The sequence below is a fragment of the Sulfuricurvum sp. genome (assembly GCF_031427015.1).
Classification (GTDB): domain Bacteria; phylum Campylobacterota; class Campylobacteria; order Campylobacterales; family Sulfurimonadaceae; genus Sulfuricurvum.
In genome coordinates this window covers 244,187-260,241 of the sequence record NZ_JASJOW010000001.1, presented here as the reverse complement: position 1 = coordinate 260,241, position 16,055 = coordinate 244,187, and the positions used below count along the sequence as shown (strand labels likewise).

The following is a 16,055-nucleotide window of genomic DNA, read 5'->3' as shown; positions in this document are numbered from 1 at the left end:
AAAACGGTACAATCCCCTTAGTATTTTTGACCACAAGAGAGTCATATTGAAAAAAGTCGAGCTCCTCTCCCCTGCAGGGAATTTAGAAAAGCTGAAAATTGCTATTGACTACGGTGCTGATGCCGTCTACGGCGGTGTAAGCCATTTTTCACTCCGTATCCGTTCAGGTAAAGAATTCGATTTGGAAAGCTTTAAAGAGGGGATTGACTATGCCCATGATAAAGGTCGTAAAGTCTATGTCACCATAAACGGTTTCCCGTTTAATTCCCAGTTAAAACTTCTCAAAGAGCATATTGCCACTATGGCATCCTTAGAACCCGATGCTTTTATCGTAGCTACCCCCGGAGTCCTCAAACTTGCTCACCAAATCGCCCCTCATATACCGCTGCATCTCTCAACCCAAGCAAACGTTATGAACGTCCTTGATGCTCAAGTTTATTACGACATGGGAGCACGCCGCATTATCGCCGCGAGGGAAATATCCCTCAAAGATTTAAAACAAATTAAAGAAGAACTCCCTGACTTGGAGATCGAAGTGTTCGTCCACGGCTCCATGTGTTTTGCCTACAGCGGTCGCTGTTTGATCTCAACACTCCAAAGCGGACGTGTCCCAAATCGAGGAAGTTGTGCCAACGATTGCCGATTTCCGTATGAGATGTATGCGGCAAATCCTGAAACGGGAACCCTTTTTAAACTGGTAGAAGATGAAGGAATCGGCACCTATATCATGAACTCCAAAGATCTCAATCTAGCATCTCATATCCAAGAGATTCTGGATGCGGGATGTATCGACTCGCTCAAAATCGAAGGGCGCACCAAAGCCCCCTACTATGCCGCTATTACCGCAAAAGTTTATCGCCGTGCCATCGATGATTATTATAAAGGTAAAAGCGATCCCGAAAGCTATCAAAAAGAGCTCAACACCATGCAAAATCGCGGCTTTACCGATGCTTACCTCGTAAACCGCCCTTTTGAAAAACACGATACACAAAATCTTGATTTTTCGATGATGATGGGAACCCATCAAGTCAGCGGTATCGTGGATGAATCAGGAGAGTATTTCGAATGTAAATATAAAACTTTCCCGAACGATACGATGGAACTCGTTTTCCCTGAGAAAAGTACCCTTGAGGCAATCGATAACGATGTGGGAAAAATATGGGAAGAGAATGGGGAGTGGTATATCTCATTTAAACAGCTTCTTGCTGAAAACGGCAAGATTTGGGATCAAGTCCATAGCGGAAACCTCAACCGTTTTAAACTGCCGTGTAGCCTGCCTCACTTCACCTTTTTCCGTATCCCCGCAACAGAAGATATGGGTACTGTCACCAAATGCTAACTCAATTTAAAACAAACCTTAGGAGTCTAAAATGAAATTTGTATCAATTATTATGGGAAGTAAAAGTGACTTTGACGTCATGCAATCGTGTTCACAAACACTCGAAGAGTTCGGTGTACAATATGAGCTCATTATCTCTTCCGCCCATCGAAGCCCGGAACGTACCAAAGAGTATGTCCTCAAAGCAGAGGCCAAAGGGGCTCAGGTTTTTATCGCAGCAGCCGGGATGGCAGCCCATTTGGCGGGGGTATTAGCATCTAAAACAATCAAACCCATTATCGGTGTACCTATGAGCGCGTCAGCCCTTAGCGGAATCGATGCACTTCTCTCAACCGTCCAAATGCCGGCCGGTATGCCTGTCGCCACCGTTGCCATCGGTAAAGCGGGAGCAATCAACTCAGCTTATCTTGCAATGCAGATTTTAGCACTTGAAAATGAAGAGTTACGTATGAAACTCCAAGAAGACCGAATTGCAAAAGCTAAAAAAGTGGAAATGGATTCATTGGAAATTGAGACTATCTTATAAGTTTTGCTATAATCGTTAAATAAAATTCTAGAGGTGGTGGAAAATGCAAGGATGGATGAGTATTGATGACTACGCTCACATGACCAATATGGATCGAAGTGCCGTTGAAGCCTTAATTGTCCGTGGCAAGCTCACCACACTTATCGAAGACGGAGAAGTGATCATCGATCCGGGTCAGGGGATGGAGGGGCTGGTTCCCGCAACGATGCAAGAGCTCAGTGCATCAGAAGCGGATATTACCCTCGGCGCCAGTTTTGTCGAAAAAACAATCGGAACTATTATCAATCTGCACGAAAAAGTCCTTGTAGCCAAAGAAGAGACGATCGAATCGATTAAAAACGAAAACGAATTTCTCAAAGATGCCCTCTCCTCTCTTCAAGAACTCTATGATGAAGATCGTCGTACTATTGCAACCCTCACGGAACAGCTCAAACTTTCTCAGCAAGAGGTTGAATTTATGCGTCGTAAATACAAACTGATGTGGGGCAAAGTAATCGACGATCACGCTTCACAATGACCATACAACCTGAATGCATTGGGTGCATAACGGCTCAAAGTCAACGTGTTTGTGACGCTATTCATGCGGACAATGCGCTAAGAGATACCATTCTCAGCTATGTTGAAAATGCTCTTAAAAATGCTGATTTTACCCTTTCTCCGCCTGTACTTGCAGCACCTTTATACGAGCAGATGGCAAAATTTGCGAACACCGATGATCTGTACGCGCACCAAAAACTTCACGCCTCCGCCCAAGCCAAAACCTATCTCCCTTTTTTGAAAGAAACTATCAAACAAAGTAATGATCCCCTCATCGCGACACTCAAAACAGCCGTCGTCGGAAATGTTATCGATTTAGCTGCCGAAGTCAGTTTTGATTTGCATGAGGCGATTATGTCGGTTTTTCATACACCGTTTGCCCACGATAATACTGAACTATTACGCAATGCGCTCACACGTGCTAAAACACTCCTCTATATCGGAGACAATGCGGGAGAGCATTTATTTGATGCACTGGCAATCCAATCGCTTCAAAAACTCTATCCGAATATCACTTTTACCTATATGGTGCGCGGTAACCCTATCATCAATGATGTCACCCTAAAAGAAGCCTATGAAGGGGAAATAGACACCATATGTACCGTATTAGATAGCGGTGTTCCTACTCCCGGATTTGTCTATGAACTCGCTTCTTTCGAAGCCAAAAACCTTTTTGACAGTGCTGATTTAATCATCGCCAAAGGGATGGGAAACTACGAGTGTATGACTCCGCTGCGTCGTCAAAATATCTGTTTTCTCTTAAAGGTCAAATGTTCGGTTGTCGCTGCCTCTTTGGAAAGAGAAATCGGTGATATTGTCTGCAAACTCGCTTAAGCGGTACAGACCCGATTTCTCCCCTCTTCTTTCGCTCGATACAATGCCTTATCCGCCCGTCCGACGATGCTTTCTATTCGATCACCCTCACGTCCCTCACTAACCCCGAAACTGCAGGTCAAAGTATGAATATGGGGAAAATCACACTCTTCTATGATCGATTTTATTTTTTCTGCCAGCTGTTTCGCCCCATCAAGATTCGTTTCAGGACAAATGATCATAAATTCTTCCCCTCCCCATCGTCCTGCTATATCGATGTTACGAATATTCTCTTGTACCAATTGAGAGAGGTTAACTAACGTTTTATCTCCGATAAGATGCCCATACGTATCGTTGATCCGTTTAAAATGGTCCAAATCCATAATCATGACTGAAAATGTACGGTGTGTCCGCTTGTAATATTCATGACATTCGAGCAACTTTTCATCCAAACGTATGCGATTACATAGCCCTGTCAGAGGATCCGTAGTTGCCATCCGTAAAAGCCGCTTATGGTATTTTCCCATCTCAAATTGGCGATAAACAAAAATGGAAATAATGAACAATGCCCCCACTACAATTCCATAAATCCATGTGTAGTTAATCCTATCTTCATACGTGATCGAAATATAATGGTTTAGTATTCTTTGCCGTTCTGCCGGCGTTATTGCGTCAATCGCCTTATCAATAATCGTTTTAAGTTCCGGGTAATCATTCCGTATCATCATTCGAACTTCAAAATCAAATTCGGTTGTACCCGAAATTTTAAGATCTACATGATGATCAGCATTTATTAAATAAGCAACTACCGGAAGGATATCAATAACGGCATCTACTCGTCCCCTACTCAGTAACTTTAGAGCTTCACGGGTGTCTTCAACTTCGACAACGGTAATACTCGGATAGTGTGAGGTCACACTTTCAATCACGCTATACCCTTCCCCAATGGCAACACGTTTTCCCTCCAGTGCCTTTAGCCCTGGAAGGAAATTAATCGTTTTATCGGTAACGATTACATTCGGAAACGAAGCATACGGTTTTGAAAAAATAGCATACGGCTCTTTATCTTTAGAAATAGAGGTTCCCAGTGTCACATCTGCCGTTTTCGTTTTAATCGCTTCTAAAACACCGGCCCATGTAGAAGAGGGAACAAAAATGGTTTCCATATCGGTTCGGTCCACAATGAGTTTCCAAAAATCTGCCGCTATCCCTTGAAGTTGAATATGATTATGCTCTGAATGAAAGTTAAAGGGGGGCCAGGAGAGTGTAGAGGTATAACGGATCTTATTCGTGTGTAAAAATGAGCGTTCATTAACACTTAAATGGATTGTTTGATATTCAGCATCATCATAGATGAATCCCTCTAATCGCTTTTCATTTTGATGAATCCCCATGACCCTATAGATATCTGAAATGCGACGAAATTTATCAACCGATATCGATCCTAACGGCTTATTTCCTCGATATGCCAACGATTTAAGTACTTCCCCTTCATAAATAAGAGATTCCAACGATTTATTTTGCATATTGTAGTGTTTACGAATAAGATGTGCCGTTTCGGGAATATGTGCAAATGCATATTCCCACCCTTTGAGGGTAGCATCAACAAATGCACGGACCCGTTTAGGATGATTACGTACTTCTGAATCAGAGGTAAAAAGGATATCGCTGTAAAAATCAAATCCGTAGGCTTCAGGGTTAATTGCATTTGTTTCTATCCCTTTTTCTTTTAAAATAAAGGGCTCATTGGAGATATAACAAGCCATAACATCGGTTTTACCGTTAGCAATGTCCATGGGATTAAAACTATGTTCTAAAAACTTAAGTTCCCCCATCCGTATATCTTGAGAATTGAGCATCGCCCGAATCGAGATCGTATCTTGGAAATCTTCGGTCATCATGATCCGCTTTCCGATCAAATCGCGCGGGGTTTGAATATCTGAAGATTTTTGCGAAAGGAGAATGAAAGGTGAGGTTTGGAAAATTGCGGCCAGAACTACCACATCCTTCCCCGCCATCCGATCAATCAAAAGGGAAGAACGTCCGATGCCGTAGGTACTCCGCCCGCTCATAACCTCATCAATGGCAAGCTTTTTCGGATCAAACTTTTGGATAGTAACATCCAAACCTACATCACGATAAAAGCCTTTTTCTTTCGCAATATAATATCCGGCAAATTGAAACTGATCTGCCCACTGTAATTTAACGGATATTTTTTCTATCGGCGGTTGCGCCAAAAGGGCTGTGAAGCAAAAAAATAAGAAAAACAAATATCGCTTCATTATGACTGCCTTTATTAATTCCTCTTATAATAGGGATAATTGCTTTAAAAAACCCTTTGCAACGCTGTTTTTGGTATAATAACGCAACTTATTTAATGGAACCGTTATGATTACGTTTGGTGATTTACTTTTAAAATTACAACAATTTTGGAATGAGCAAGGGTGTGCTATCGTTCAGCCTTATGATGTAGCCGCAGGTGCGGGAACGTTTCATCCTGCTACCTTTTTGCGTTCACTCGATTCAAAGCCGTGGTCCGTCGCCTACGTTGCCCCAAGCCGCCGTCCGACAGACGGACGTTATGGTGAAAATCCGAACCGTTTGGGAAGCTATTACCAATTTCAAGTCCTTATCAAACCAAGCCCTGAAAATATTCAAGAACTCTATCTTAAAAGCTTAGAATATTTAGGACTCAATCTTAAAGACCACGATATCCGTTTTGTCGAAGACAACTGGGAATCTCCGACACTCGGTGCTTGGGGATTGGGTTGGGAAGTGTGGCTCAACGGTATGGAAGTAACCCAATTCACCTATTTTCAGCAAGTAGGCGGCGTAAGCTGTGATCCGGTAGCGGTCGAGATCACCTACGGAACGGAACGTCTGGCGATGTATCTGCAAGGGGTCGATACGGTGTTTGACATCGTATGGAGTGAGAATAAATTCGGCAAAACCCTCTACCGGGACATCCATAAAGAGGGTGAAATCGAATTTTCAAAATACAATTTTGAAATTGCCGATACAGCGATGCTCTTTAACGATTTTGAGTCCAAAGCAGCCGAGTGCAAACGGTGTCTCGAAGCCCAACTCCCGCTTCCCGCGTATGATCTGTGTATGATGGCATCCCATACGTTTAATACCCTCGATGCGCGTAAAGCGATCTCCGTTACCGAGCGGGCCAACTATATCCTCAAAATCCGTGAACTCGCCCGTGGGTGTGCGGAGCTCTACAAAGCACAAGAAGAGGAAAGAAACCTCCGCGTTAGAGCCTAATGCAAACCCTCATCGGTCAAATCGATCGAATTATCTACCAAAATAACGGTTTCTTTATTGCCGCACTTAAAAGCGGGGATAAAATCAGCGCCCATTACTATGAAAGTGACGTGGATCATCTTCTAAATGCCGCTGTTACCCTCAAAGGTTCATGGGAAGAACATCGCCAACACGGGCGGACGTTTAAAGCCCAGACCCTTATCGTTAATCAAAACGAACTCTTCTTTTTTCTCAACCGCGTCGTCAAAGGATTTACCAAAAAACTCACTGCGGAGCTAATCGAAAAATACGGGACAGAAGGGCTTATTACTATTCTCGATAATGATGTCGAACGCCTAATGGAAATTAAAGGGATGAACGAAAAACGTCTCTTAAAACTCTCAAGCGGATGGAAACAATTTCGTTCCATGCGGCTTTTAGGGGAATTCTTGGCACCTTTCGGTGTTACCCCTGCATTGCTTCGTCTTATTGCAGGAGCTTTGCGTGAGGTTAAAAATCCTATCGAAGCTATTAAGCATAACCCTTACTCTCTAATGCGGATTAACGGAATCGGGTTTAAAAAAGCCGATGAAATCGCTCTTAATATGGGATTAGAAAGTGATGATGAACGACGGATCCAAGCCGCAATGGAATATACGCTGAGTGAATATTGTGATTCTGAGGGAAATAGCTGTATTGAGCGTCATGGACTGTTTACTCGGCTCGATCTTCTTTTGGCACTGGGAAATCATCGCCGATACGATGAAGCACTTGATGACAGACTGCGAGAGGGAAGTATTACCCTCTTACCCAGCTTAAAACTCTCCCCAACCCGTATTTATGAAGCCGAAACCCTGCTCTTAAATGAATTTAAACGCCGTGGCAGAAGTACGCAAGAACCTCTCAGCGATAATTTGAAACTATTTTTAGATACCCGTTCTCTCACCCTTGGAGAACAACAATATGCCGCATTAGAATTGATTAACCAAGGGCTAGGATTAATCTTCCTCGTCGGGTATGCGGGGACGGGGAAAAGCACGACTGCAAAAGCGCTCTTAGACCTTTTGTCCACCCGACATGAGCCGAGCCTTATTATGACCTGTGCTCTCAGCGGTATCGCCTCTCAAAGAATTCGCGAACGAAGCGGTTATCAGAGTGCCACGATCCAAAGTCTTCTGGTTCGCTTTGAATCGCACGACACCATGCCCTTTAAGGTAATCTTGATCGATGAAGCGTCGATGATCAACTCCATGCTCTTTTCACGTCTAATAGCAAAGATTGATCGTGATGCCACCGTTATCATCGTCGGTGATGACGCACAGCTCCCTCCTATCGGTGCGGGGAATCCTCTCTCGGATGCGATTGCTCTTAATCTTGCCCCCACAATCATGCTCACCCAAATCTATCGCCAAAGAGAGGAGCAAGCCATTGCCCTGATCGCTAATGATATTCGTCGAGGGATTATTCCGCCGTATCGTGATACGTATGAAGACTTTACCTTTATCAATGTCGATCTCCCGAATCGACACGCCCTCAAAAACTCTCTCAGTGCTTCAGAATTTGAAGAGGTACTTAAAACCCATGCGCACAATACGCTTGCCGCAGTCGCTTCCATAACCCTAACACATCTACCCGAGTCTCGTGAAAAACTTCACGCCAAAGCGATACGTGAATACCTAAGTGCCTTTCAGGTGATTTCACCGATGCGCGCCAATGCACTTGGTGTCGATAATCTCAATCTTATTTTGCAAGAGTATTTCAACCCCAATCCCAAAAAAAAAGTTAAAACGTTTAAAGGGGAGTTTCGCCTGATGGACAAAGTTGTTCACACCAAAAATGAAAACTTCCCCTCTTACACCCCCGATGAGTTCAAAGAAGCACATGACCCGAGTGAACGCCGTATTTTTAACGGTATGTGCGGCCTTGTTTTTCGGCTCGATGAAGAAGAGGAACTCTGTTATGTTTACTACCCCAATGAAGAAGTTATCGTTCAATACAAATATGACCAAATCAGTGATTTTTTAAGTCTATCGTATGCTTTAAGTGTCCATAAAGTTCAAGGCATGGAGTATGAGCGAGTCGTCGTTATTATGAGTTTTTCACATCTTATTATGTTAAATACAAAACTCCTCTATACTGCAATCACCCGTGCAAAAGGGCATTGTATTCTGATCGGAGAGAGCGGAGCGTTTGAATCGGCGTGCAGACGGTTGGAACATACAAAACGTTCAACCGTAATGCAGGAATTACAAACTAACTAGAGGATAAAAATTTTCCTTTAGTTAATTAGTGCTACAATTATCATTCTAATACATTCTACTTATAAGGATAGGCCATGAAAGCTTTAATGATTTCGGCGATTGTCACCACAACGCTAATGGGTGCTTCACTCATCGATGAGGCTAAAACTGCCGGTTTAAAACCGATACCCGCTAATGCAAAAGCACTCGAAAAACTCACTTCCAATTCTAAGAATCCGACCACTGCGGCAAAAGTAGAACTCGGAAAAATGCTTTATTTTGAACCGCGCCTCTCAAAAAGCGGTTTAATCAGTTGTAATACCTGTCACAATCTCGCCATCGGCGGAACAGATGGAATGGCTGCGGCTATCGGGCACAAGTGGACCGCTAACCCGCACCATTTGAGCTCTCCGACAGTTTACAATGCTGTATTTTATAGTCAACAGTTCTGGGATGGACGCTCTCCTCACCTCGAAGACCAAGCGCAAGGACCGATCCAAGCAGGACCGGAGATGGCGGCACCGAAAGATTTCGTAGAGGGTGTTGTCAACTCTATCCCAGCGTATGTCAATGCATTCAAAAAAGCATACGGTAAAGATGTGAAAGTAACTTTTGAAAAGGTAGCCGATACCATTGCCGTATTCGAGCGTACCCTCGTTACCCCATCACGCTATGATGATTTCCTTAACGGAAAGAAAAATGCTTTGAGCAAAGCGGAGCAAAAAGGGCTTAAAACCTTTATCGATAAAGGGTGTGCAACGTGTCACAACGATATCGCTTTAGGCGGAACCATGAATGCATTTAACGTAACGGGTCAATACAAACATATGAACGTGGGTGATTTCAAAGGGGATGCTAACGGCATGGTACGTGTACCGACTTTACGTAACGTCACCGAAACAGCTCCCTATTTTCATAACGGTCAAATCGCAACCCTTAACGAAGCGATTAAAGAGATGGGACGTATCCAACTCGGTGCTAATTTGAGCGATACAGAGACAGCTGAAATCGAAACCTTCCTAAAAGCGCTAGAGGGTAAAAAACCGACAATCGTTTATCCGATGCTTCCGGCTTCTACCGCTAAAACCCCTAAAGTAGACGTTATTAATAACTAAAAAATTTACTCACATACAATACCGGGAAATTCTTCTCGGTATTTCCCACATTCACTTTTTAAAATCTGTAGAATCTGCGGCTTTTTCACGGGTTCTAACCATTTAAGTAATTCCATCAACGCTTCTTCATTCATCGCCGTACATCCTGAAGTCGGACGCTTATCACTCTGATTGAGATGGATAAAGATACATGAACCGCGCCCGCTCACACCCGATTCATTGTACCCGATCACCGCTCCGTAACGATAGACGCCATCAGGACGTCGCATCACCTCATAGCTATCAGGAAGAGAAGTTTTATCATAAATACGGAGGATTCTGTTGTAGCGCGAATCATTGATATCGTCAATACAATAAAGATTTTCATCCGCATGCCAGTAAGGAAGTTTGATCGTAGTATTCCGATCATACCCGAAAGCTGCCGTAATTGGAAAGATTCCACTCGGAGATCTTCCATCCCCTTCATTTTTGAGAGGTGTTTTAAAAGCAACGTATCCCAAACCGCTTCGACCTAACGTAACGGGGGTTTTATCCCCGATCGCATTCCATTGTTTTTGCTTTTCGTATTTCTGCATTACCGCTGTGGTAGCGTTTAACTCAGGTGAAAGTACGACAATAAGTTGCTCCGATGCAACCACAGATGAGAGGAGCGAAAAGAGTGAAAGGGCTAAAGTTATTTTCAACATGTCATTGTTCTTAGTTTGTTTTAAAGTTAGGTAGTATAGCATATAGAAAATTTGGTTGAGTGAGGCACTGATGGCAATTACGGTTCGTAAAGCATCCGAGGCAGATATTGACATTATAGCCCAAGCATTACTGGAAAGTTCCCGTGGAGGCAAAAAAATCGGATTGTTTGATCTAGTATTCAATACCTCCGAAGATACAGCCTTACTCTCCCATCTCAAACGTCTTGCCCTCACATCCACCAAAAGCTATTGCCACTTTTCCAACTTTTTTATTGCCGTCTCTGATGGAGCTCTCATCGGAACCATTTGCGGATACGAGCCGCGTATCGCAACGCATGAAATCTTTTCTAAAGCACTCGAAGAGATCGGATTTGACGAAACCTACCACGAACGGATTGCCGCCTACTTACTCTGCGAAGGTGAAGCCGATAATAAAACGTTTGTCTTAGATTTTATGCTTGTCAAATCCGAATACAAAAGTATCGACGTTTACAAAGAGCTTATCGGAAAGAGTATGCTTACCGCACGCCTCAAAGGGTATCGAAAAGTACAAACCTCTGTTGAAATCGGTTCAGTAGAGAATGAAATTATCTATAAAAAACTAGGATTTGAAGTTATTGACGAAAAACGGAGCGAATATTACAAAGAGCAATTTGACCGTGCCGGCATTATGCGACTTCAAATGATATTGTAAGGATTCCCTATAGAATACGCTCTTTTAGGATTAATACCGCCGCTCATCGCTATTCTCCTCGCTTTTTTCAGCCGTTCTGTTTTTATCGCTCTCGCCATGGCTGTGTTGATAGGTGAGTTTATCATTGCCGATTTTAACCCTGTTGATACGCTTCTTCTTATTTTTGAGCGTTTTGCAGGGCTCTTGAGCGAAGCATGGGTGCTTAAAACTCTAGCATTCGCTATTATGGTCGGCTCCGTTATGACACTTATCGAACGAAGCGGCGGGGTGAATGGTTTGGTGCATGAGCTGAGCGTCAAACGCTCCGTCGTTAAAACCAAACGGGGTGCGCTGATGCCCAGCTTTATTGCAGGAATCATCGTCTTTATCGAATCTTCCATCACTTCTCTCGTTGCCGGAGCAATCGGACGCCCTTTTTGTGATCGCTACGGTATCAGCCGTGCCAAACTCGCTTTTGTTTGCGATTCCACTTCGGCACCTGTCTGCTCACTCATACCCCTCAACGGGTGGGGGGCGCTTTTGCTCGGACTTATCGGAGGTCAAATTACGGCAGGCTTTATCGCAGGTGAAAGTGCCACATGGCTAGTTCAATCGATTGCTTTTAACTTTTATGCCTTTATGGCTCTCCTCGTCACTTTTATCGCGGTATGGTATGAGATCGATATCGGTCCGATGCGCCATGCCACCCTGAATGCGCCTGAAATCGAATGTGAAGATGCGAAAGGAGATATCGGTCTCTTTATATGGCCGATAGTCTGGATGATCGGTGGTGTCATTCTCCTCATGTTTGTCACAGGAAATGGAGATATTTTTAAGGGTTCCGGCTCTACCTCGATCTTTTATACCCTTTTTATCACATTACTACTGATGTTGGGGTACTATCGATATAAAAATGCCCTCTCTTTGTCAGAATTTTGGGGTGCAGCACTAAGCGGTGCGCGCTCGATGACTCCAATCGCCTTAATTTTGTTATTCGCTTTTGCTATCGGTGGAGTCAGTTCCGATATGGAAGTAGGCAAATATCTCGCCTCGTTTATCGGAGATTATCTCCCCTCGGCATACCTTGCAGGAGCTGTTTTTATATTAGCGGCCATTATCGCGTTTGCAACGGGGACGAGTTGGGGAACCTTTAGTATTATGCTCCCGATAGCGATCCCTCTCGCCGTCGGTCTCGATGCTCCCATAGCGCTAGCGATTGGTGCAGCAATATCGGGAGGTGTATTCGGTGATCACTGCTCTCCCATCTCAGACACTACCATTATCTCGGCTATGGCAAGTGGATGCAGTGTCCAAGAACATACGAGAACTCAACTTCCTTATGCCCTGATCGCTGCCGCATTTTCATTCATTCTCTTTATACTATTTGGAATACTCCTCACATGAGCAAAATCAAACTTCTCCTCCTCGAAGATGACCCGAATCTCTCGGAGAGTGTCAGCGAATACCTCGAAGAGCAAGGGTATAACGTCACCTGTGCTTATGATGCACCCTCAGCCGAAGATCTCCTCTATGAGCAAAAGTTTGATGTGTTACTACTCGATGTCAATGTTCCCTCAGGTGATGGATTCTCTTTACTCAAAGCAAGCCGTAAAGCGGGAAACTCAACTCCTGCCATTTTTATCACTTCACGCAATGCTATGAGCGATGTCGAAGAGGGGTTTGAGAGCGGCGGGGATGATTATATTCGCAAACCCTTTGCACTCAAAGAACTTTTATTGCGAATTCAAACGATTTTGAAACGGAATTTTTACCATAATCCCACCGATGTACTGACACTTAGCGAGGGGATAACCTACGACACCGAAAACCAAATGCTCATCGTTAACGGTGAAATGCAAACCCTTCAACTCAAAGAGCATAAACTTCTCAAGCTCTTTATACAACACAAAAATGAGCTTCTCTCGCACGAAATGATTATGGAGCATCTGTGGGATTATGACGAAATCCCTAGCGACGGCTCATTGCGTACCTACATAAAAACGCTTCGTAAACTTCTCGGAAAGGACTCCATTGTCAGCCACAAACGCCTCGGGTATCAATTTCGCTAAATACCGTACTCTCAGGGGATTTCTAGCCCTTTATGGGGTCATGAGCATCTTGATTTTAGCCCTTATGGCAACCCTTTATTACGAATCCATGAAAGCACAAATGCTCTCATCTCATCGCCTTGCCATGCAGCTGCAATCTGAAAGCTACGTTCCTCGTCTGAAAATATGGCTTGAGAGCGGTCATGATCTACCCCTTTTCCCTACCGACCTCGCCTATAAAACCGCGCTTTACGGATACGATAAAGATCTATTAGTCGGAAATTTAGTCCAAAAACATCACGATTTTAGTGAAAACATTGCTCTGCATAATGGATACATCCACCTCATCATCGCCCTCTCTCCTTATGGATTAGGGGAATATTATCTGGTATTTGAAACGCGTGATGATGAACTCTGGCAGCACCAAGCCCTTATCAACTCATTAATTTTCGGATCCCTTCTCTTTTTGATCCTCGGAGTCATAGGGTTTAGCCTTTCACGAATGTTTTTACGCCCTATGAATGAAGCTATTGCCCTTCTTGATGATTTCATTAAAGATACGACACATGAACTTAATACCCCTGTAAGTGCGATTTTAACCAATATCGAAACGTTGCACGAGTATGAATTACCTCCTTTGGTAGAAAAGAAGCTCAAACGGATCGAAATTGCTTCACGTACGATCTCCACCCTTTATGACGACCTTACCTATCTTGTTCTCAATCACGATTTAGCCGTCCATAATAGCCCGATCAATCTTACACACCTTTTGCAAGAGCGACTGGAGTATTTCCGTCACCGCATTGAGCAAAAAAAAATCGTTCTGGAACTTACGCTAGAGCCTGATATTACTTTTATAATCGATAAAACTAAAGCAACCCGACTTGTTGACAATCTCCTCTCCAATGCCATCAAATACAACACAATGGAAGGTAAAATTCGTATCTCCCTTTTTGAGGGAAGTTTATGTATCGAAGACAACGGTATCGGTATCCCTTCTGATATGATTGATCGGGTATTTGAACGCTATACACGTGCCGATAAAAGTGTAGGAGGATTCGGTATCGGACTGAACATTGTCGCGATGATCGCCCGTGAATATGATCTCAAAATCGCTATTGAGTCCGAAGAGAAAAAAGGGACGAAGATTTGCGTAAACTGGGAGTTGAAACCCTTATAAGGATGCCAAAACAGCTTGTGAGGGGACAAATACCTGTTCAAAAATCTCTTTTGCGGCTTTCCAACGGTTCTCTTTAGAATTAAGCATCACAATCAAACAGTCTCTGTCCTCTTTTTTGGCACGGGCGATTAAACACGGTCCTGCTTTAGAGGTATATCCCGTTTTGACTCCGACCGCGTATTCATATTTGTTGAGAAGCTGATTATGGGTATTGGCGACAAACTTTCGAGAGCTATTAAGTGCATAGTAGGTATGTTGATTTAAGCGGGTTATGTCGTTAAAAACAGGGTTTTGGATAGCGTACTCCGCTAAAACCAGAAGATCTTGCGGTGTAGAGTGATGGTTACCGATATCAAATCCGCAAGGATTCGTAAACACACTGTTCACCATCCCTATCTTCACAGCTTTTGCGTTCATCATCTTATTGAAATTTTCGACCGATCCTCCGATGGCTATCGCAACCGCCATTGCGGCATCGTTATCCGATTTGATCAAAGCCGCTCTAATGAGATCGCCCAACAAAAAGATCTCCCCCTCTTTATAGCCGGCTTTGGTAGGTTCTACTTGAAGCATCTCTTTTGAAATAACGACAAGACGGGTTAATTCCCCCTCTTCAATAGCTAAAATGGCCGTCATAATTTTAGTCAAACTCGCCGGCTTCACCTCGCGCAACGCCTCTTTTGAATAAAGTATCTCATTGTTTTTAAGATTTTTGACCAATAATGCTTCCACATTCAACTTATCAAGTTTTTCAGAATCGATTTCGGCATGAAGTGAGAGGATGGAGAGAAGAAAAAAGAAAATAAACGATTTGAACATCCCGACCCTTTGTTGTAATGGTTTATTATTGCTAAAAACAGTAAATATGACCACACTATTATCCGATAAATCGGATCATTTTAAAAGGATGTGAACAACTGAAACGTATAAATGGAGAATAATCCTCCGCTTATGCGGAGGAAAAAGAGGAAAATTATTTTAGCCCCGAAATATGATCCGCAAGGGTTTTCATATCGCCATCGCTGAGCGTTGCCGTTTGTCCTTTCATAATGGCACCCATACCTTTGGTATTACGCGTTCCCGCTTTATACCCTTTTAGTGCCTCGAGTGTTTTTGCAGAGCTCCATCCTGAAATTACTTCCGATTTTCCAAGAGCCGCTTTTTCACCTTTCAAACCGTGACAGGCCGCACATTTTTGATACAAAGCACCGCCGTCCGCAGCACTCAACATAACACTCAAACCCAATATTGCAAGTAACATTTTCATAATATATCCTTTTATCCTATTTTATTTTTCAACCACAACTCGGAACATTGCCGCTATCCGAACCGTACTCTTTAGCAAAATCTCCGATATCTTGAAGCTTGTCGCCCATCGAAAGATTCGTTAAAACGGGTACCGCATTTGGGAAACGTTCTCCATACTCTTTGATAAAACCTTTTGCATTATCTGCGAAAAGTTCTTCCCATTCTGCCACCGTATGCTCTGCGGCAAATTTTGTCCCGTTCATATTGAACTTCGCTTTAAGTGTTTTCAAATAGACTTTTTGACCTGCTTTAGCATCTGCTGATGCTACTGAGGCACTAAGTGCCGCAACCAATAACAGTGAAAGTAACTTATTCATTTTCAACTCCTTCTTAAAAGAGTT

The 16,055-nt window shown here is 43.4% G+C and carries 16 protein-coding genes; 11 read left to right on the top strand and 5 right to left on the bottom strand.

Annotated elements, in window-relative coordinates; all coding sequences use genetic code 11:
* The first annotated feature begins 46 nt into the window (after positions 1–46).
* From RMO68_RS01385 to RMO68_RS01370, 4 genes are read left to right on the top strand one after another with little or no spacing between them, the layout of a single operon-like run.
* Positions 47–1,339 (top strand): peptidase U32 family protein, encoded by a 1,293-nt coding sequence (locus tag RMO68_RS01385; protein ID WP_310438915.1) that lies wholly within the window; start codon positions 47–49, stop codon positions 1,337–1,339.
* A 31-nt stretch (positions 1,340–1,370) separates the two neighbouring features.
* Positions 1,371–1,865: a 5-(carboxyamino)imidazole ribonucleotide mutase gene (gene purE, locus RMO68_RS01380; RefSeq protein WP_310438914.1), complete on the top strand. Its 495-nt coding sequence runs from the start codon at positions 1,371–1,373 to the stop codon at positions 1,863–1,865.
* 43 nt (positions 1,866–1,908) lie between these two features.
* Entirely contained in the window at positions 1,909–2,382 is a 474-nt protein-coding gene (locus RMO68_RS01375; protein ID WP_310438913.1) for a DUF3972 domain-containing protein, read from the top strand.
* Positions 2,379–3,236: a damage-control phosphatase ARMT1 family protein gene (locus RMO68_RS01370; RefSeq protein ID WP_310438912.1), complete on the top strand. Its 858-nt coding sequence runs from the start codon at positions 2,379–2,381 to the stop codon at positions 3,234–3,236. Before RMO68_RS01375 ends, RMO68_RS01370 begins: the two co-directional genes overlap by 4 nt.
* On the opposite strand, the gene RMO68_RS01365 is transcribed toward RMO68_RS01370, so the two are convergent.
* The gene (locus RMO68_RS01365; RefSeq protein WP_310438911.1) at positions 3,233–5,497 is read right to left on the bottom strand and encodes an ABC transporter substrate-binding protein; all 2,265 of its coding nucleotides are present in this window, start codon (positions 5,495–5,497) and stop codon (positions 3,233–3,235) included. The genes RMO68_RS01370 and RMO68_RS01365 overlap by 4 nt on opposite strands.
* A 106-nt stretch (positions 5,498–5,603) precedes the next feature.
* On the opposite strand from RMO68_RS01365, the gene glyQ reads away from it, so the two are divergent.
* The 3 genes from glyQ (at position 5,604) to RMO68_RS01350 (ending at position 9,819) form a co-directional block, all read left to right on the top strand.
* Positions 5,604–6,485 (top strand): glycine--tRNA ligase subunit alpha, encoded by an 882-nt coding sequence (glyQ, locus tag RMO68_RS01360; RefSeq protein WP_310438910.1) that lies wholly within the window; start codon positions 5,604–5,606, stop codon positions 6,483–6,485.
* A complete protein-coding gene (locus RMO68_RS01355; protein WP_310438909.1) occupies positions 6,485–8,725 on the top strand; it encodes an AAA family ATPase in 2,241 nt (746 codons plus the stop codon). The genes glyQ and RMO68_RS01355 overlap by 1 nt, the downstream gene beginning before the upstream one ends.
* Before the next feature lie 74 nt (positions 8,726–8,799).
* Positions 8,800–9,819: a cytochrome-c peroxidase gene (locus RMO68_RS01350; RefSeq protein WP_310438908.1), complete on the top strand. Its 1,020-nt coding sequence runs from the start codon at positions 8,800–8,802 to the stop codon at positions 9,817–9,819.
* A 5-nt stretch (positions 9,820–9,824) separates the two neighbouring features.
* On the opposite strand, the gene RMO68_RS01345 is transcribed toward RMO68_RS01350, so the two are convergent.
* Positions 9,825–10,505, bottom strand: a complete 681-nt coding sequence (locus RMO68_RS01345) for a L,D-transpeptidase (RefSeq protein WP_310438907.1) — start codon at positions 10,503–10,505, stop codon at positions 9,825–9,827.
* A gap of 55 nt (positions 10,506–10,560) precedes the next feature.
* On the opposite strand from RMO68_RS01345, the gene RMO68_RS01340 reads away from it, so the two are divergent.
* The 4 genes from RMO68_RS01340 to RMO68_RS01325 all read left to right on the top strand — a co-directional run bounded on the left by RMO68_RS01340 (position 10,561) and on the right by RMO68_RS01325 (position 14,406).
* Positions 10,561–11,199, top strand: coding sequence for an acyl-CoA acyltransferase (locus RMO68_RS01340; protein WP_310438906.1), 639 nt, complete (start codon positions 10,561–10,563; stop codon positions 11,197–11,199).
* Between the two features lie 96 nt (positions 11,200–11,295).
* Positions 11,296–12,582, top strand: a complete 1,287-nt coding sequence (locus RMO68_RS01335) for a Na+/H+ antiporter NhaC family protein (RefSeq protein WP_310438905.1) — start codon at positions 11,296–11,298, stop codon at positions 12,580–12,582.
* Positions 12,579–13,247 (top strand): response regulator transcription factor, encoded by a 669-nt coding sequence (locus RMO68_RS01330; protein ID WP_310438904.1) that lies wholly within the window; start codon positions 12,579–12,581, stop codon positions 13,245–13,247. Before RMO68_RS01335 ends, RMO68_RS01330 begins: the two co-directional genes overlap by 4 nt.
* Complete coding sequence (locus RMO68_RS01325; RefSeq protein ID WP_310438903.1) at positions 13,210–14,406, top strand: HAMP domain-containing sensor histidine kinase; 1,197 nt, start codon at positions 13,210–13,212, stop codon at positions 14,404–14,406. The genes RMO68_RS01330 and RMO68_RS01325 overlap by 38 nt, the downstream gene beginning before the upstream one ends.
* On the opposite strand, the gene RMO68_RS01320 is transcribed toward RMO68_RS01325, so the two are convergent.
* The 3 genes from RMO68_RS01320 to RMO68_RS01310 all read right to left on the bottom strand — a co-directional run bounded on the left by RMO68_RS01320 (position 14,401) and on the right by RMO68_RS01310 (position 16,031).
* Complete coding sequence (locus RMO68_RS01320; RefSeq protein WP_310438902.1) at positions 14,401–15,225, bottom strand: serine hydrolase; 825 nt, start codon at positions 15,223–15,225, stop codon at positions 14,401–14,403. The two genes, RMO68_RS01325 and RMO68_RS01320, sit on opposite strands and share 6 nt — an antisense overlap.
* Before the next feature lie 154 nt (positions 15,226–15,379).
* Positions 15,380–15,673, bottom strand: coding sequence for a c-type cytochrome (locus tag RMO68_RS01315; protein ID WP_310438901.1), 294 nt, complete (start codon positions 15,671–15,673; stop codon positions 15,380–15,382).
* A 28-nt stretch (positions 15,674–15,701) separates the two neighbouring features.
* Entirely contained in the window at positions 15,702–16,031 is a 330-nt protein-coding gene (locus RMO68_RS01310) for a hypothetical protein (RefSeq protein WP_310438900.1), read from the bottom strand.
* Positions 16,032–16,055 lie beyond the last annotated feature (24 nt).

What these genes read in the sequence shown, in the direction of transcription:
- glyQ (WP_310438910.1), top strand. Translation starts at nt 5,604, where the DNA reads ATGATTACGTTTGGTGATTTACTTTTAAAATTACAACAATTTTGGAAT.
- RMO68_RS01335 (WP_310438905.1), top strand. Translation starts at nt 11,296, where the DNA reads ATGGCTGTGTTGATAGGTGAGTTTATCATTGCCGATTTTAACCCTGTT.
- RMO68_RS01355 (WP_310438909.1), top strand. Translation starts at nt 6,485, where the DNA reads ATGCAAACCCTCATCGGTCAAATCGATCGAATTATCTACCAAAATAAC.
- RMO68_RS01375 (WP_310438913.1), top strand. Translation starts at nt 1,909, where the DNA reads ATGCAAGGATGGATGAGTATTGATGACTACGCTCACATGACCAATATG.
- purE (WP_310438914.1), top strand. Translation starts at nt 1,371, where the DNA reads ATGAAATTTGTATCAATTATTATGGGAAGTAAAAGTGACTTTGACGTC.
- RMO68_RS01320 (WP_310438902.1), bottom strand. Translation starts at nt 15,225, where the DNA reads ATGTTCAAATCGTTTATTTTCTTTTTTCTTCTCTCCATCCTCTCACTT.
- RMO68_RS01310 (WP_310438900.1), bottom strand. Translation starts at nt 16,031, where the DNA reads ATGAATAAGTTACTTTCACTGTTATTGGTTGCGGCACTTAGTGCCTCA.
- RMO68_RS01370 (WP_310438912.1), top strand. Translation starts at nt 2,379, where the DNA reads ATGACCATACAACCTGAATGCATTGGGTGCATAACGGCTCAAAGTCAA.
- RMO68_RS01350 (WP_310438908.1), top strand. Translation starts at nt 8,800, where the DNA reads ATGAAAGCTTTAATGATTTCGGCGATTGTCACCACAACGCTAATGGGT.
- RMO68_RS01365 (WP_310438911.1), bottom strand. Translation starts at nt 5,497, where the DNA reads ATGAAGCGATATTTGTTTTTCTTATTTTTTTGCTTCACAGCCCTTTTG.
- RMO68_RS01330 (WP_310438904.1), top strand. Translation starts at nt 12,579, where the DNA reads ATGAGCAAAATCAAACTTCTCCTCCTCGAAGATGACCCGAATCTCTCG.
- RMO68_RS01315 (WP_310438901.1), bottom strand. Translation starts at nt 15,673, where the DNA reads ATGAAAATGTTACTTGCAATATTGGGTTTGAGTGTTATGTTGAGTGCT.
- RMO68_RS01345 (WP_310438907.1), bottom strand. Translation starts at nt 10,505, where the DNA reads ATGTTGAAAATAACTTTAGCCCTTTCACTCTTTTCGCTCCTCTCATCT.